Origin of the sequence: Nocardioides sp. 503 (genome assembly GCF_004522095.1) — a bacterium.
GTDB lineage: Bacteria > Actinomycetota > Actinomycetes > Propionibacteriales > Nocardioidaceae > Nocardioides.
In genome coordinates this window covers 1,239,076-1,255,034 of the sequence record NZ_SPUI01000002.1, presented here as the reverse complement: position 1 = coordinate 1,255,034, position 15,959 = coordinate 1,239,076, and the positions used below count along the sequence as shown (strand labels likewise).

Here is a 15,959-nt window from a genome sequence, read left to right as displayed (position 1 = left end):
AGGCTACGTCGGGAGCGGCGCGGGCGTCCGGCGAACCGCCGGAGGTTCACCCTCAGGTCGCCTGGGACACGCTCGACATGTTGAAGTCCGGGACCCGCAGGGCGGGCGTGGCGGTGCGCGAGAAGTAGTCGTCGCCCCACTCCCGGCTGAAGCTCGGCACCGTGGCGGAGGCGTGGCTGAAGCGCCGCAGCAGGTCGACCGGGCTCTCGTTGAACCGGAAGTTGTTGACCGAGCCGGTGATCTCGCCGTCCTCGACGAGGTAGACGCCGTCGCGGGTCAGGCCCGTGAGCAGCAGCGACTGGGGGTCGACCTCGCGGATGTACCAGAGGCAGGTGAGCAGCAGCCCGCGCTCGGTGCCGGCGACGAGGTCCTCGACCGTCCCCTGGCCGCCGTCCACGTCGAGGACGAGGTTGTCGATGCCGGGCGTCACGGGCTGCTGGGTCATCGCGGCGCTGTGCCGGGTCTGCAGGAGCGCGGTGAGCTCGCCGTCGCGGATCCAGTCGGTGCGCGAGAGCGGGAGCCCGTTGTCGAAGACCGACGACTCGTTGTCGGAGGACGAGGCGACGTTGAACGGCGCGCACTCCAGGCCGGGGTAGGTCGGGTCGGAGTAGAGGTGGACGCCCGGCGAGGTGATGCGCTGGCCGATCCGGGTGCCGGCGCCGCGCTGGCTGTAGACCGACTGGCCCTCCCAGGCCACGCGCGCTCCGGCGGACCAGTAGGCGTCGACCATCAGGTCGGCGACGGAGGTCGGCGGCAGGATCGTGTCGTAGCGTCCGGCGGGGAGGTCGACCCGGCGCGAGCCCCACGCCAGGCGCCGCTCGAGCTCGGCGTCGAGCGCGAGCGCGTCGACGCCGGCGAAGTCGCGCGTCGCGCCGCCCACCCAGGCGCTCTCGGTGAGCGCGGCGTTCTTGCCGGTGCAGGCGTAGTGGCCCGTGGGCTGCACGTGCCGCAGGCGCAACCCGGTCGTCGAGCCGAGGTAGGTCGTGGTCACCTCGTGGTTGACGAAGCCGTAGAGCACCCGGTCGGCGGAGCCGGCGCGGCCGAAGGCCTCCCCGAGGGCCGGGGCGAAGGCGTCGTAGACGTGGATGTCGGTGGGCACGGCGGCGTCGCCCCAGTCGGACGAGACGGTGTCGCGCACGAGGTCGGCGGCGTCCTCGGCCGGCGAGGAGGCGCGGGCCGCGGCGTCGGCCTTCTCGACGAGCGCGGTGACCTGGGCCTGGGTGCTGGCGCTGCCGCTGACCGAGCCGGTGCTCGTGCCCTCGGCGGTCCGGACGAAGGAGACGACCGTGGCCGAGATCCCGTGCATCACCCCGTTGGTGGTGAGGGTGTTGTTGGCCCAGCGCAGGTTGGCACTGGTGTGGTCGTGGACGATCACGAGGCAGTCGTCGGCGACCGAGACCGCCAGGGCCTGCTCGACCAGGGACTGCGGGGTGGCGAGAGTGGTCATCAGTGGCCTGCCTCGTCGGTGGTGTTGAGGATCCGGACGCCGCGGAACAGCGACGTGGGAGCGCCGTGGCTCACGGCGGCGACCTGCCCGGGCTGGGCCTTGCCGCAGTTGAAGGCGCCGTGCAGCTCCCAGGTCTGCGGGCCGCCCACCGCCTCCATCGAGCCCCAGAAGTCGGTGGTCGTCGCCTGGTACGCCACGTCGCGCACCTGGCCGACCAGCTCGCCGTCGGCGATCCGGTAGAAGCGCTGGCCGGTGAACTGGAAGTTGAAGCGCTGCATGTCGATCGACCAGGACTTGTCGCCGACGACGTACAGCCCGCGCTCGACGCGCCCGATCAGCTCGTCGGTGGACGGGCCGTCGGCGGCCGGCTGCAGGGACACGTTGGCCATGCGCTGGATGGGGATGTGACCCGGCGAGTCGGCGTAGGCGCAGCCGTTGGAGCGACCGCCGTTGAGCTCGGGCTTCATCTGCCCCATCGGCCGGTCCAGCTGGTAGCCGACGAGCACCCCGTCGCGGACGATGTCCCAGGCCTGGGTCTGGACCCCCTCGTCGTCGTAGCCGACGGTCGACAGCCCGTGCTCGACGGTGCGGTCCCCGGTGACGTGCATGACCGGGGAGCCGTACTGGAGCGTGCCGAGCTTGTCGTACGTCGCGAACGACGTGCCGGCGTAGTTGGCCTCGTAGCCAAGCGCCCGGTCGAGCTCGGTGGCGTGCCCGATCGACTCGTGGATGGTCAGCCACAGGTTGGAGGGGTGGATCACCAGGTCGTAGGTGCCGGCCTCGACGCTAGGCGCCTTGAGCTTCTCGGCCAGCAGCTCGGGCACCTCCTCGATCTCGGCGTCCCAGTCGTAGCCGCCGTCGGTGAGGTACTCGTAGCCGCGCCCGACCGGCGGCGCGATCGAGGACATCGAGTCGAAGGTGTCGGCGCCGGCTCCCATCGCCTCGAAGCCGGGCTGCATCCGGACCCGCTGCTGGGTGGTGCGGGTGCCGGCCAGGTCGGCGTAGTACTTGTTCTCCTGCACCTGCAGCAGGTACGCCGACGCGTGGTCGACCGCCGCGCCCGTGCGCAGCCGCTCGGTCCAGTCGGCCAGCAGCGCGGCCTTCTCGGCCACGGGCACGTCGAGCGGGTTGGTGACGTAGGACGACACCCAGGTCACGTCGTCGTGGACCGGCTCCGGGGCCAGCTCGACCGGGGCGGTCGTCATGGCCGCGGCGACGCGGGCCACCGCCACCGCGGTCTCGGCGACGCGCACGGCGCCCTCGGGGGTCAGGTCGACGCCGGAGGCGAAGCCCCACGCGCCCTCGTGGACGACGCGCACCGCGAAGCCCAGGTCCTCGGTGTCGCTGGCACCCTGCAACGCCCCGTCGCGCACCCCGATGCGCTGGTAGCGCACCCGCTCGAAGCGGAAGTCGGCGTGCCCGGCGCCGAGCTCGCGCGCCCGGCTGAGCGCGGCGTCGCCGAGGCTGCGGTAGGGGAGCGCGGTGAAGGTCGGGTCGAGGCGGGCGGCGTCGCCGCCCGGTCGGCTGGTGCCAGTCATGGACTGAACCTACCCACTGAACCCACCCCCGTGGGCCACCGGTTTCTGCCCCCAGGGGCACGGGTACCGGAGGGCTCCCACCAGACGAGGAGCACCATGACCCAGGACGGTGACCAGCAGCGGCTGGTCGAGCTGATCAACGACATCCCGATCGCCATGCTGACGACGTTCGGCGTCGACGGGCCCCGCAGCCTGCCCATGGCGAAGCAGGAGGCCGAGGCGAGCGCCGAGATGTGGTTCATCACCGGTCGCGACACCGACCACGTGCGCGCCATCCAGCACGACCCGCGCGTCGCGGTGACCCTCTCCGCCCGCGACACCTGGGTCGCGGTGACGGGGCGCGCCTACGTCGTCGACGACCTCGACAAGCTCAAGGAGCTGTGGAACACCTTCGCCGAGGCCTGGCTGCCGGAGGGTCCCGAGGACCCCAACGCGACCCTGATCCGCGTCGACGTGGAGCGCGGCGAGTACTGGGACACCCCCGGCGGCAAGATCGCCTCGCTGGTCAGCTTCGCCAAGACCAAGCTGGGCGGCGACACCTACGACACCGAGCACGGGGCCGTCACGACCTGACCTGGCGCGACCGGGCCTCGGCCCGGTCGCATGCTTGTCAGGGCGTCATCGCCTGGACTCGACCAGGATCCCGACACCGCCGCCGTCAGCGACGCAGCGCGACGGTGGAGCCGAGCCGGGACTTGGTGACGACCAGCTGGGTCGGGATCCGGTCGCGCAGCTCGGCGACGTGGCTGACGACGCCGACCACGCGGCCGCCGTCGCGCAGGGAGTCGAGGGTGTCCATGACGTCGTCGAGGGTGTCGGCGTCGAGGCTGCCGAAGCCCTCGTCGACGAAGAGGGTGTCCAGGGCCGCGCCGCCGACCTCCTGGGTGATGACGTCGGCCAGGCCGAGGGCCAGGGCCAGGGACACCACGAACGTCTCGCCGCCCGAGAGGGTGGCGGGGTCCCGGGTCTCCCCGGACCAGTCGTCGCGGACCAGCAGGCTCAGGCCGCCGCGGGTCTCGCCCGCGCCGCGGTCACCGGTGTGCACCAGGGAGAAGCGCTGGTCGCTCATGGAGGCCAGCCGCTCGTTGGCGGCGGCGACGACCTGGCCGAGGCGGTAGGCCAGGACGTAGGCGGACAGGCGCATCCGCAGCCGGTTGTCGGCGGACTTGCCCTCGACGAACGCCGCCAACGCGGCGGTCGTCTGATGGTCCTCGCGCAGCGGGGTCCACCGGGCGAGCGCCTCCTCCAGCTGCGCGCTCAGCGCCGTCAGCCGGCCGCCGCGCCGGGTCCACTGCTCCTGGGCGGCGCGACTGCGGGAGAGGCGCGTCATGGCCTCGGTGTGAGCGGCCTCGAGCGGCTGCAGGTCGGGGGCCGTCAGGGTGTCGAGCTCGGCGGCGCCGGGCGCGGCGAGCACCTCCTGGACGGCGGCCAGGCGGCGGTCGTGGGCCGCCAGCGAGGACTCGAGGTCGACCGCTCGTCGTGGCTCCAGGAACGCCTCCGCGGCAGCCGCGGGACTCGCGAAGCCCGCCTCGGTCGCGGCGTCGTCGGCTGCCTGTGCGGCCTCGGCGTGCGCAGCCTCGGCCCGCTCGAGCGCGTCGAGGGTCGCCAGGACCGACCGCAGCGCCTGGGTGCGGGCCGTCTGCGCCGCCAGCAGCGCGTCGAGGTTGTCGTGGTCGCTGCCGAGCAGCACCTCGTCGAGGGTGGTGCGCAGCTCCTGGCACTCGCGGGTCAGCTGCTCGAGGCGCGCCCCGGCGTCGGCGGCCTCGCGCTCCAGCGCGCGACGGTGCTCGAGGTGGTCGGCGGGGTCGACCCCGCGCGGGGCACGGGAGGCGGTCCCGAGCCTCGCCAGCTCGGCGAGCGCGGCGTCGCGGCTCGCGCGCAGGTCGACCAGGGAGGTCTCGCCCACCTGCGCCGCCAACGAGGCGCGGCGGGTGGACAGGTCGCGGACCTCGACGTCGCGCAGGTGCTCGGTGGACTTGGCGTCGTCGACGGCGCGCAGGGCGGCCTTCTCGGCGGCGGCGTCGGGGGCGCCGGGCTGCTGCGCCGCCTTCTGCGGGTGGTCGGCCGACCCGCAGACGGGGCAGCACGCGCCCACGGCCAGCGCCCCGGCGATCTCGCCCGCCATGCTCTCCAGGCGCGCCTCGCGCACGGTGAGCAGGTGCTCCTGGAGGCCGAGGGCGGTCTCACGGGCGTCGTTCCACGCGGCGTGGGCGACCAGGAGCTGTGCCTCCACGGCGGCCAGCAGCTCGTGCACGGTCACCTGGACGTCGACGGCACGCAGCCGCTCGCGCGCCTCGGCCGCCCGCAGCTCGGTGCCGAGCCGCGTGACCCGTGACTCCAGGCTCGCGGTCTCGCGCGTGGCCTCGACCAGGCGGGTCGCGGCCGGCCGGAGCGCCTGGATGCGGGCCACCGCCTCCACCGCGTCCTGGACCGCCTCCGCGACCTGGTCGCGGTCGTGGGCCTCCAGCCGGGCCACGGCCTCCGCGGCACCGTCGCGCTGGGACCGCGCCTGCGCGACCAGCCGCAGCACCGGGGCGACGGCCGCGGCCCGCCGTGCGGCGTCGAGCCGCACCCGGGCCGCCGTCACGTCGTCGGCCCGGGCGACCAGGGCGTCGTGCTCCTGGCGCGCCGCGCGGTGACGCGCGAGCCGCTCGTGCGTGGCGCGCGCCGCCTCGACCTCACGTCGTGAGGCGGACTCGTCGCCCGCCGCGGCGGTGGCCTCGGCGGCCGCCTGCTCGGTGGCGAGCGTGGCCTCACGCAGGAGCTCGTCGGTCCAGGCGCCGAGCAGCCCCTCGGCGGCGGGGTCCGTGAGGTCGCGGACGTCCCAGTCGGCGGGCAGCGGGGTGGCCGCGGCCTCGCTCACGCGGCTGACGAGGTCGGCGACGTCCTGGTGGGCGACGTCGCAGGCGCGGCGCAGCTCCACGCGCCGGTCGCGCAGCCAGCGCTCCACGTCGGCGAAGCGGCCCGTGCGGAAGAGCTGCTGCAGGACGGCGTGGCGCTCCTCGGAGCGGGCGCGCAGGAAGGTCTGGAAGCGGCCCTGGGGCAGCATCGCGACCTGGGTGAACTGGGTGACGTTCATGCCGACCAGCCGCGTCACCAGGTGGCCGGTCTCGTCGAGGCGACCCGACAGGTGGCGCCACTCGCCCCCGACGCGCTCGAACAGCGCGACCCGCGACTGCTCGGGGGTGGTGCCGGTGCCGCGCTTCTTGGGGCGCTCCCACGCGGGGGAGCGGACCAGGCGGAAGCGGCGGCCGGCGAGGGTGGCCTCGAGCGTCACCTCGGGGGCGACGCCCGGCTCGGCCTGGTCGGAGCGCAGCCGGCGCGCGGTGTTGCGGTCGCCCGGCACGTCGCCGTAGAGGGCGAAGCAGACCGCGTCGAGCACGCTGGTCTTGCCCGCGCCCGTGGCCCCGGAGAGCAGGAACAGGCCGGCCTCGGACAGCTCGTCGAAGTCGACCCGGACGGTGCCGGCGAACGGGCCGAACGCGGTGGCGCTCAGGTGGTGCAGCCGCATCAGCCGCTGCCCTCCCGCACCAGGGAGTCGACGTCGGTGTCGTCGCAGCAGGCGTCGACCGCGCGGGTGAGCAGCGCCGCCTCGGCCCCGGCGGGCGGTCCGCCGCGCATGTCGGTCATGAACTCCAGCGCGATGTCGCGGTCGGTGCGGGCGCGGGTGGCCTGCGCCGGGGCGGCGCCCAGACGGTGGGCGGGGCCGTCGAAGCGCAGGAGCAGCGTGTGCGGGAAGCGGCGCTGCAGCCGCTCCATCGCGCGGCCCGGGCGGGACGCGTCGGTCAGCGTGGCCTCCACCCAGGAGGTCTCGTGCTCGACGAGCGCCGGGTCGGCCAGCAGGGCCTCGAGGTCGCCGCGCAGGCGGGCCACGCGGCGGGGGACCGGGGCCTCGAGGAAGTGGGCGCCGGCGAGACCTCGCTCGTCGAGCTCCACCAGCCACGAGCCCTTGCGGTGGCCGGCCTCGGAGAAGGAGTAGGCGAGCGGCGAGCCGCTGTAGCGGATCGCGTCGGTGAGGGTGTGGGCGCCGTGGAGGTGGCCCAGCGCGGTGTAGTCCATGCCGGCGAAGACGTCGGTGGGCACCCGGGAGACGCCCCCGACGGAGATGTCGCGCTCGGAGTCGCTGGGCGCGGCGCCCGCGACGAACGCGTGCGCCAGCACCACCGAGCGGGTGCCGGTGGGACGACCGGCGAGGTCGGCGCGGACCTGCGCCATCGCGTGGCCGAGCGCCGCCTCGTGGGACCTGCGGGGGAGCTGCCACGGCTCGCTGAGCGCCGTCGGGTCGAGGTAGGGCAGGCCGTAGACCGCGACCGGCCCGTGCTCGTCGCGCAGCAGGACCGGGGTGCCGCAGGCGGAGGCGTCGGTGCGGATGTGGACGCCGGCGGCGTCGATCAGGCGCGAGCTGAAGCCCAGGCGCCGGGCGGAGTCGTGGTTGCCGCTGGTGAGGACGACGGCCGCCCGCGAGGCGGCCAGCCGGACCAGCGCGTCGTCGGCGAGCAGCACCGCGTCGACCCCCGGCAGCGCCCGGTCGTAGACGTCGCCGGAGACCACCACGAGGTCGACCCGCTCGGAGGCCACGACCTCGAGCAGGTGGTCGAGGTAGACGGCTTGGTGCGCGAGCATCCCCTCGCGGTGGAAGGACCGGCCCAGGTGCCAGTCGGAGGTGTGGAGGATGCGCACGGGTCGAACCTATTCGGCGCCGCCGACACCCCCGGCGTCCCACGCCGCAGGGCGGCCGAGAGCCCGGTCTCAGCCGGCGTGATCGCCCGTGTAGCGCACCGTCCGGCCCTCGCGGGTGAAGCCGTAGAGCACCAGCCCCGCGCGCCGAGCCAGGTCGACCGACAGGCTCGTCGGCGCGCCGACGGCGACCAGGGAGCCCACCCCCGCGGAGATCGCCTTCTGCACGAGCTCGAAGCCGGCCCGGCCGCTCACGACCAGGCAGGCGCCGGCCGGCGAGGCGCCGGCGAGCAGCCGGGCGCCGGCCACCTTGTCCACGGCGTTGTGCCGCCCCACGTCCTCACGCACGACCAGCAGCTCACCGTCGGCGGTGAACAGGCCGGCGGCGTGGACCCCTCCCGTGCGGTCGAAGAGCGGCTGACGGCTGCGCAGCAGACCCGGCAGGCGGCGTACGACGTCGGGGGAGGGCACCGGGCCGACCCACCGCTCACCGGCGGTCACCGCGAGCGCCTCGGTGACGCTGTCCTTGCCGCAGACCCCGCACGCCGACGACCCCGCCGACCGGGCGTCGTGACGGTGGCCGGGGTCGGACAGCGGCGCCCCGCCCAGGGTCACCGTGACGACGTTGAACTCCTGGTCCGGGGTGAGGTCGACGTCGGTGCAGTAGGCGACGCCGGAGACCTGACCCGGACCCGCGAGCCCCTCGTGGAGCAGCCACCCGGCCGCGAGCTCGAAGTCGTGCCCGGGGGTGCGCATGGTCACCCAGACGCGGCGCGCGGGGGAGCCGGGCCAGGCCAGCCGGATCTCCAGCGGCTCCTCGGTGGCGAGGCGGTCCTCGTGGCGGCGGACGGCGTCGCCGGTGAGCTCCTCGACCCGGGTGCGGGTGGAGGGGCCGGGACGACGGGCGAGCTCGCGCATCCTCAGGCCTCCGGGTAGGCGGCCCGCACGGCCAGCATGCGCTCGAGCTGGTCGGCCCGGTCGAGGAGCCGGCGGCGTACGGACAGGGGGATCGCCGGGTGCTCGGTCAGCGAGTGGACGGCGGTGAGCACGGCCGGGTCGAGGCTGCCTGCCGGGAAGAACGCGTCGGTCACGTCGGCCAGTACCCACCCGCTGTGGGCGGCGACGATCTCGGGCAGCTCGGTGAAGTAGCGCTCGACGTACGGCGCCGTCAGCTCCTCCTGGCCCCCGCGCCACATGCCCTCCCCGGCCGCCAGCAGCTCGTAGTTGGGGGCGTCGACCGCGCCGGTGAGGCGCGCCCACGCGAACTCCTTGGCCTCGGCCGTCGGCAGCGAGGCGCGGGCCCGGGTGTGCTCGACGCGCGACACCGCGGTCGGCTCGCGCGCCAGCTCGGCGTCGAGCGCGGCCGCGTCCGTGGCCCCCAGGGTCGCCAGCCGGACCAGCACCTGCCAGCGCAGCTCGAGGTCCGGCTCGATGCCCGACGGAGCATCCGTCAGCCAGGCCTCCAGACGTGCCACGTCGACGCTGGTCGCGAGGGCCGTGCGGAACGCCGCCAGCTGGAGCTCGGAGCCCTCGGGCGCGCTCGCGAGCCGAGCGAGGGCCGCGTCGTGGACCCGCCCCAGTGCGCCCTCGCCGGCCAGGGGCACGACGCTCGTCAGCACCCAGGGCAGGGTGTGGCGCGGCGCGAGCTCGGTGTCCTCGACCGGCAGCCGCGCCTCGAGCAGGTCCACCACGTCGGCCGGGTCGATCGCGGCGTTGTGGAAGGCGCTGCGCACGGAGTTCCACACGGCCGCCAGCAGCTGCGGGTCCTCGATCTCGGGCAGCAGCGACGTCAGCGCCTCCACCGTGGTCGGGTCGGGTGGGAACAGCCCCCAGCTGTCCTGGTGCGGATCGACCAGGACGGGGTCGTCGCCAGCGTCGTACGGCGTCTCGGGGCCGTCGATGCGGACCTCGGAGGTCTCCCAGGTGCCGGCGACCGCTCGCGCGACCCGCAGGACGTGGGTGCGGTCGGCGGGGTGCTGCGCCGGGGGAGTGCGACGCAGGACGCCGGCCTCGCGGTCCAGGGCGACGGTGTCGGGGCCGGCGGTGCGCAGCCAGGACGTCGTGAAGGCGCCGAGGTCGGCGGCCCCGGCCCGCTCCCAGCTGGCGAAGAGGTCCTGCATGGTCGCGTTGCCGAAGCGGTGCTGGGTGAGGTGGTCGACGACACCGGCGAAGAACACCTCGTCGCCCAGCCGGGCGTTGAGCTGCTTGAGGACGCTCGAGCCGCGCGAGTAGGAGATGCCGTCGAAGTCCTGCAGCGCGGCCACGGCATCCACCGCGCCGTTGCCGGCGACCGGGTGCGTGGTGGGCCGCTGGTCGGCGACCAGTCCCCACTGGCGGCGGGAGTAGGCCTGGTGCACCCACGCGTCGTCGTACTCGGTGACGTCGGCGGTGACGCGGTTGCCGAGGTACTCCGCGAAGGACTCGTTGAGCCACAGGTCGTCCCACCACGCCGGGGTCACGATGTTGCCGAACCACTGGTGCGCCATCTCGTGGGCGACGGTCGTGGCCCGGGTGATCCGGGCGCCACGGGTCACGCGCGAGCTGAAGACGAGGGGGTCGCGGAACGTCACGCAGCCGGGGTTCTCCATGGCGCCGGCGTTGAACTCCGGCACGAACGCCTGGTGGTAGTCGCCGAAGGGGTAGCGGATCCCGAAGAGCCGGTGGAACTCGTCGAAGCACTGCTTCGTCATCGTCAGGAGCTCGTCGGCGTCCTTGTCGAGGTCGTTGGCCAGGCTGGCGCGGGCGCTGAGGCCCAGCGGGATGCCGTCGTGCTCGTCCCTGACCAGGTGGTAGGGCCCGGCGACGAGGGTGACGAAGTACGTCGACAGGGGCTGCGTCGTGGCCAGCTCCCACTGCGCCGACCCATCGGCGAAGGTCTCCGTGCGCGTGGCGGCACCGTTGCCGACGACGACCCAGTCGCGCGGGGCGCGCACGTGGAAGGTGTAGGGCGCCTTGAGGTCGGGCTGGTCGAAGCAGGCGAAGATCGTGGGCGCGGCGTCCATGAAGGACATCCCGTAGACGTAGTGGCGCCCGTCGGCGGGGTCGACGCTGCGGTGCAGCCCCTCGCCGTCGTTGCGGAAGGGCATCACCGCGTCGACGACGAGCTCGTGCTCCCCGGCGCCCGGGTCCAGGGGCAGCCGGCCGCGGTCGAGCAGGTCGGGGTCCAGGGGCAGGCCGTCGAGGGTGATCGCCGCGACGCTGACGGGCTTGAGGTCGAGGAACGTCGCCTCGCCGGTGCTGGTGAAGCGCACGGTGGTCACCGACCCGAAGGTCGCCTCGTCGCAGGCGAGGTCGAGGCGCACGTCGTACGACGTCACGTCGAGGATCCGCCGCCGCTCCCGGGCCTCGGAGTGCTGGAGGCTCTGGCTCTGGCTCGTCACCCGCCCAGCCTAGGAGGCCGCAGAAGTAGGACTCCCTCTCAGGTCCTGCGATTCCCAGGACGCGAGGGCAACCAGACGGCATGCTGGGGCGTCGTATGGACAGGCGAGCGACCGCGCACGCCGTTCTCGGGAGGAAGGTCCCCCACATGTCTCGTCCCCTCGCCCGCCGGCGTGCGCTCGTCGCGCTCGCCTCCTCCGTCGGCCTGCTGGCCGGCACCACGGCCCTCACCTCGTCACCGGCCGGCTCCGCGCCGCCGGCCGGCGACTGCACCCCCGCCTTCCCGCTCGCCGAGGTGACCGCCGGTCAGACCGTCGAGGGCCTGACCGTCGACTCGGGCGTCACGCCGGAGCCCTTCACCGGTGACGTCATCGGTGTCCTCGACGACGGCATCGCCGCCGGCGTCGACATGATCATCATGGAGCTGGACTCGCCCGCCATCCAGGCTGCCGGCGGCATCTGGCAGGGCATGTCGGGCTCGCCGGTCTACGACTCCGGCGACGGTCGCCTCATCGGTGCGGTCGCCTACGGCCTGTCCTACGGTCCCTCGCCGATCGCGGGCATCACCCCGATCGAGGACATGGACGACTACCTCGCCACCGCCGCGCGGGCACCGCGCCGCGTCGACATCGGCCGCTCCATGGCGCAGCACATCGCCAAGGCCAGCGACGTCAGTGCGCGTGACGCCGCCCAGGGTGCTCGCCAGCTGCCCATGCCGCTGGGGGTCTCCGGGGTCAGCGCGCGCCGGCTGGCCGCCGCGAAGTCCCGTCCCTACGTCACCAAGGGCGCCTACGCCGTCGGCCGGGCCAGCTCGGTCGCCGTCCCGACCGACATCGTCGCCGGTGGCAACATCGCGGCCACGCTCGCCTACGGCGACGTCACGGCCGGCGGCATCGGCACCGCGACCACGGTGTGCGACGGCCGGGTGGTGGCCTTCGGTCACCCGATGGCCTTCACCGGCCCGGCGACCATGTCGATGCACCCCGCCGAGGCGCTCTACGTGCAGCCCGACTCCCTCGGCTCGCCGTTCAAGGTCGCCAACATCTCCGCGCCCGCGGGGACCATCACCGACGACCGCCTGACCGGCATCACCGGCAGCTTCGACGAGCTGCCCGACACGACGACCGTCACGTCCAACCTCACGATGGGCAGCCGTTCCCGCACGGGCAGCACCCAGGTGAGCGTCCCGACCGCTGCGGCCGAGATGACCTTCTACCAGCTGGTGGGCAACCACGACCGCGTCGTCGACGGCAACTCGGGCGGCACCGAGACCCAGACGTGGAGCATCAAGGGCACCGACGCCACCGGCAAGGCGTTCACCCTCGCCCACAGCGACCGCATCACCTCGCGCAGCGACCTCACGTTCGAGGCGTCGATGACCCTGCCCGACGTGGTCTACGCGCTCAGCGACCTGCCGGGCGTCACCATCGACTCGATCACGGCCGACGGCGTCGTCACGTCCAGCACGTCGACGTACCGGGTGGCCGCGGTGCAGCAGCTCCGCGCGGGCAAGTGGGTGTCGCTGAACCGCAAGAACCCGGCGCAGGTCAGGGCCGGCGGCACGCTGCGACTGCGCACGGTCCTCACCAGCCCCACCGGGCAGAAGCTCGTGCCGACCAGCTTCAAGGTGCCCAAGCGGGCCAAGAGCACGCGTGGCTACCTGTCGATGAGCGGCGGGTCCTCGGGCTACTACGGCGGCGAGGACTACGCGGAGGAGGAGGAGTTCTACGAGGAGGAGGCGGAGCTCACCCTCGCCGACATCGTCAAGGCCGTGAAGGAGCTCGTCCGCAACGACGAGCTGCGCGCCTCGGTGACCTTCCAGGGACGCCGCATCAACCTCGAGCGCACCCACGTGCTCGGCCCCGTCGACCAGGTGGTCAAGGGCCAGCGCACCGTCCGCGTGGTCGTCCGCTGACCCCGCTCGTCTGACAGGTGGGCCGGGAGCGCTGCTCCCGGCCCACCTGTGCGTCCGGATGTCGTGCGCCGGCTTGGGGCCGCTGGGTCCGGACCCTTGCGGTTTGGTCACCAACCGCAGGTTCTACCGGCCGGTACTTGCGGTTGGTGACCAAACCGCAGACCGGATTGCGGACGGGTCGGCTACAGCCGGACCAGCATCTTGCCGACGTTGTCGCCGGAGTAGAGGCCTCGGAAGCCGTCGATCATGGAGTCCAGGCCGTCGACGAACGTCTCGCGGTGGACCAGCTTGCCGGCGGCCAGCCAGGCCCCGGCGTCGCGGTAGAAGTCCGACGCCGCCTCCTGGTGATCGCTGACGATGAAGCCCCGGAGGGTGAGCCGCTTCGCCACCACCATCATCAGGTTGCGCGGCCCCGGCTCCGGCGCCTCGGCGTTGTAGCCCGCGATCGCCCCGCAGGCGGCGATCCGGCCGAAGTCGGCCATGTGGAAGATCGCGCCCTCGAGGTGCTCGCCCCCCACGTTGTCGAAGTAGACGTCGACCGGGCCGTGCGGCGCGAGCTGCTTGGCGACCGGCCCGTCGTGGTAGTCGAACGCCGCGTCGAAGCCCAGCTCGTCGACCAGCCACGCGACCTTCTCGGCCGACCCGGCGGACCCGATGACCCTCGCCGCGCCCAGGCGGCGGGCGATCTGCCCCGCCACCGAGCCGACCGCGCCGGCCGCGCCGGACACGAAGACGGTGTCGCCCTCCTTCATCTGCGCGACCCGGGTGAGACCGACGTACGCCGTCAGCCCGGGCATGCCGAGGACTCCCAGGTAGGCCGAGGCCGGCACCTGCGCGGTGTCCAGGCGGCGCGCGTGTCGCGCCGGCACCACGGCGTGCTCGCGCCAGCCGGCCATGTGCAGCACCGTGTCGCCGACCTGGAGCCGGTCGGAGGTCGAGTCCTCCACGACACCGACGGCGCCGCCCTCGAGCGGGGCGTCCAGCGCGAAGGGCGGGGTGTAGGACTTCACGTCGTTCATGCGGCCCCGCATGTAGGGGTCCACCGACAGGAAGGTGTTGCGCACCAGCACCTCGTCCTCGCCAAGGGCCGGCAGGTCGACGTCGACGGTGCTGAAGTGCTCGTGGCCGGGCAGGCCGGAGGGGCGGGCGGACAGATGGATCTCGCGGGTGGTCGCCATGGGTTCGATCCTGCCAGTGCCTGGTTTCGCCGGTGCGGACAGCGGCCGCGAGCGGTGGTCGAGATCACGTCGTCGTGGATGCCGTCGCCGGTCTCGACGGTCACTAGGCTGTAAGGGTCGCCTCAGCGGCACTACCAGTTACCGAGCACGACCCGGGGGTCCGGGTCGAGAGGATGAACCAGCATGCCCATGGAGCTTCACCTGGCCACCGGAATCGTCAAGGGACGGAGCCACTCGGACCAGGACCGCGCCCTGCTGCGCAACGTGGAGCTCGCTCTGCTGGACGCGCGCCGCGCGCGTCGCAGCGCCGCGCGCGCCGGCCGCCGGCGCTGACGCCCGCCCCCTGAGGCGACGCCCAGGACGCTCGGCGTTCTGGCAGTCTGTGCCCATGACGCAGCCGACTCCTGAGGACCGCCCCGACACCTGGCGAGGGATCGACCTGACCCGCATCGGGGACGGCCGCTACAAGGCCACCAACGCGCGTGGTGGGCTGGTGCCGATCGGCAGCGGGGGAGACGACCCCGACTTCACCCCGGTCGAGCTTCTCCTCGCCGCGCTGGCCGGGTGCGCGGCCGTCACGGTCGACGAGCTCACGAGCCGGCGGGCCGAGCCGCTCTCCTTCGACATGACCGCCGAGGGCCACAAGGTCCGCGACGACGGCGGGCAGCACCTCACCGGGATCAAGGTGACCTTCGACGTCACCTTCCCCGAGGGGGAGGCGGGCGACGCCGCGCGGGCGTTCCTTCCGCGAGCGGTGCAGCAGACGCACGAGCGGATCTGCACCGTCTCGCGCACCGTGGAGCTCGGGACGCCGGTGGACTACACCGTCGCCGAGCCTCCGCAGCCCGCGCCCTGATGAGCGCACCGAAGGTCGGTCCCTGGACCGAGGTGCCGCGCCAGGACGGCCGGCGCTTCATCGTGACGGGCGCCAACAGCGGCATCGGCTTCGAGACCGCCAAGGCGCTGGCCGAGCGCGGGGCCCACGTGGTCCTCGCCGTCCGCGACCGGGCCAGGGGCGAGGCCGCCGCAGGTCGGATCCGCGGCGAGGTCGAGGTGCGCCTCCTCGACGTCGCCGACCTCTCCTCGGTGCGTGCCTTCGCAGGCGAGATCGGCGACGTCGACGTGCTGGTCAACAACGCCGGCGTGCTGGGCGTGCCCTACGGCCTGAGCCCCGACGGCGTCGAGCTCCATCTCGCGACCAACCACCTCGGCCACTTCGCCCTCGCCAACCTGCTCCTGCCGCGCCTGCGCGACCGGGTCGTGGTGGTGAGCTCCCAGTCGCACCGCTCCGGGGTCCTCGACCTCGACGACCTGCGCTGGGAGCGCCGCGGCTATGCGCCGTACGCCGCCTACGCGCAGTCCAAGCTGGCCAACATGCTCTTCCTCGCCGAGCTGCAGCGCCGCCTGACCGCGGTCGGCTCGACGCTGCGGGTGACGGGCGGGCACCCCGGCTCCACCGCGACCGCGATCACCGCCAACACCGGCAACCGCCTCACGACCTGGGTGGGGTCCTGGGGCCACGGTCTCGTCGGCATGCCGGCCTGGAAGGGCGCCCTCCCGACGCTCTACGCCGCCACCATGGACGTGCCCGGCAACACCTACGTCGGCCCGCACCGCCTTCGCGAGATGAACGGCTGGCCGGTCAGCGTCGGCCGCAGCCGCAGCGCCACCGACCCCGACCTCGCCCAGGCCCTCTGGGCGGCCTCGGAGTCGCTCAGCGGCGTGACCTTCCCGCTGGGCTGAACCCCTGCGGTTTGGTCACAGACCGCAGGTCTGAGAACCCAGAACGTGCGGTTGGTGACCAAACCGCAGGGGGTCCGAGCCCG

Annotated in this window: 12 protein-coding genes; 5 read left to right on the top strand and 7 right to left on the bottom strand. The window is 73.8% G+C overall.

Annotated features, from left to right (window positions below; translation table 11 throughout):
• Positions 1–52: 52 nt before the first annotated feature.
• Positions 53–1,447: a TldD/PmbA family protein gene (locus E4622_RS06990; RefSeq protein WP_134739293.1), complete on the bottom strand. Its 1,395-nt coding sequence runs from the start codon at positions 1,445–1,447 to the stop codon at positions 53–55.
• A complete protein-coding gene (locus tag E4622_RS06985) occupies positions 1,447–2,985 on the bottom strand; it encodes a TldD/PmbA family protein (protein ID WP_134739292.1) in 1,539 nt (512 codons plus the stop codon). The genes E4622_RS06990 and E4622_RS06985 overlap by 1 nt, the downstream gene beginning before the upstream one ends.
• A gap of 96 nt (positions 2,986–3,081) precedes the next feature.
• Between E4622_RS06985 and E4622_RS06980 the strand changes: the two genes are divergently transcribed.
• On the top strand, positions 3,082–3,558 hold the full coding sequence (locus tag E4622_RS06980; RefSeq protein ID WP_134739291.1) for a pyridoxamine 5'-phosphate oxidase family protein: 477 nt from the start codon (positions 3,082–3,084) through the stop codon (positions 3,556–3,558).
• A gap of 85 nt (positions 3,559–3,643) precedes the next feature.
• Here E4622_RS06980 and E4622_RS06975 read toward each other — a convergent pair whose 3' ends face one another.
• The 4 genes from E4622_RS06975 to pepN all read right to left on the bottom strand — a co-directional run bounded on the left by E4622_RS06975 (position 3,644) and on the right by pepN (position 11,042).
• On the bottom strand, positions 3,644–6,496 hold the full coding sequence (locus tag E4622_RS06975; RefSeq protein WP_134739290.1) for an SMC family ATPase: 2,853 nt from the start codon (positions 6,494–6,496) through the stop codon (positions 3,644–3,646).
• On the bottom strand, positions 6,496–7,665 hold the full coding sequence (locus tag E4622_RS06970) for an exonuclease SbcCD subunit D (protein WP_134739289.1): 1,170 nt from the start codon (positions 7,663–7,665) through the stop codon (positions 6,496–6,498). The genes E4622_RS06975 and E4622_RS06970 overlap by 1 nt, the downstream gene beginning before the upstream one ends.
• Before the next feature lie 69 nt (positions 7,666–7,734).
• Positions 7,735–8,580, bottom strand: a complete 846-nt coding sequence (locus E4622_RS06965; RefSeq protein ID WP_134739288.1) for a formate dehydrogenase accessory sulfurtransferase FdhD — start codon at positions 8,578–8,580, stop codon at positions 7,735–7,737.
• A gap of 2 nt (positions 8,581–8,582) precedes the next feature.
• Positions 8,583–11,042, bottom strand: a complete 2,460-nt coding sequence (gene pepN / locus E4622_RS06960) for an aminopeptidase N (RefSeq protein ID WP_134739287.1) — start codon at positions 11,040–11,042, stop codon at positions 8,583–8,585.
• 146 nt (positions 11,043–11,188) lie between these two features.
• Here pepN and E4622_RS06955 point away from each other — a divergent pair, with 146 nt between their 5' ends.
• On the top strand, positions 11,189–12,955 hold the full coding sequence (locus E4622_RS06955; protein WP_134739286.1) for a SpoIVB peptidase S55 domain-containing protein: 1,767 nt from the start codon (positions 11,189–11,191) through the stop codon (positions 12,953–12,955).
• Between the two features lie 182 nt (positions 12,956–13,137).
• Here E4622_RS06955 and E4622_RS06950 read toward each other — a convergent pair whose 3' ends face one another.
• Entirely contained in the window at positions 13,138–14,133 is a 996-nt protein-coding gene (locus E4622_RS06950; RefSeq protein ID WP_134739285.1) for an NADP-dependent oxidoreductase, read from the bottom strand.
• Positions 14,134–14,316: 183 nt separating this feature from the next.
• Between E4622_RS06950 and E4622_RS22680 the strand changes: the two genes are divergently transcribed.
• From E4622_RS22680 to E4622_RS06940, 3 genes are read left to right on the top strand one after another with little or no spacing between them, the layout of a single operon-like run.
• The gene (locus E4622_RS22680; RefSeq protein ID WP_167735994.1) at positions 14,317–14,466 is read left to right on the top strand and encodes a hypothetical protein; all 150 of its coding nucleotides are present in this window, start codon (positions 14,317–14,319) and stop codon (positions 14,464–14,466) included.
• A gap of 55 nt (positions 14,467–14,521) precedes the next feature.
• On the top strand, positions 14,522–14,989 hold the full coding sequence (locus E4622_RS06945) for an OsmC family protein (protein WP_134739284.1): 468 nt from the start codon (positions 14,522–14,524) through the stop codon (positions 14,987–14,989).
• Positions 14,989–15,876: an oxidoreductase gene (locus E4622_RS06940; RefSeq protein WP_134739283.1), complete on the top strand. Its 888-nt coding sequence runs from the start codon at positions 14,989–14,991 to the stop codon at positions 15,874–15,876. Before E4622_RS06945 ends, E4622_RS06940 begins: the two co-directional genes overlap by 1 nt.
• Positions 15,877–15,959 lie beyond the last annotated feature (83 nt).

Bases quoted from the DNA above. Each gene is read 5' to 3' on its own strand.
- E4622_RS06940 (WP_134739283.1), top strand. From the start codon at position 14,989: ATGAGCGCACCGAAGGTCGGTCCCTGGACCGAGGTGCCGCGCCAGGAC.
- E4622_RS06965 (WP_134739288.1), bottom strand. From the start codon at position 8,580: ATGCGCGAGCTCGCCCGTCGTCCCGGCCCCTCCACCCGCACCCGGGTC.
- E4622_RS06985 (WP_134739292.1), bottom strand. From the start codon at position 2,985: ATGACTGGCACCAGCCGACCGGGCGGCGACGCCGCCCGCCTCGACCCG.
- E4622_RS06975 (WP_134739290.1), bottom strand. From the start codon at position 6,496: ATGCGGCTGCACCACCTGAGCGCCACCGCGTTCGGCCCGTTCGCCGGC.
- E4622_RS06980 (WP_134739291.1), top strand. From the start codon at position 3,082: ATGACCCAGGACGGTGACCAGCAGCGGCTGGTCGAGCTGATCAACGAC.
- E4622_RS06950 (WP_134739285.1), bottom strand. From the start codon at position 14,133: ATGGCGACCACCCGCGAGATCCATCTGTCCGCCCGCCCCTCCGGCCTG.
- E4622_RS06955 (WP_134739286.1), top strand. From the start codon at position 11,189: ATGTCTCGTCCCCTCGCCCGCCGGCGTGCGCTCGTCGCGCTCGCCTCC.
- E4622_RS06945 (WP_134739284.1), top strand. From the start codon at position 14,522: ATGACGCAGCCGACTCCTGAGGACCGCCCCGACACCTGGCGAGGGATC.
- E4622_RS06990 (WP_134739293.1), bottom strand. From the start codon at position 1,447: ATGACCACTCTCGCCACCCCGCAGTCCCTGGTCGAGCAGGCCCTGGCG.
- E4622_RS22680 (WP_167735994.1), top strand. From the start codon at position 14,317: ATGCCCATGGAGCTTCACCTGGCCACCGGAATCGTCAAGGGACGGAGC.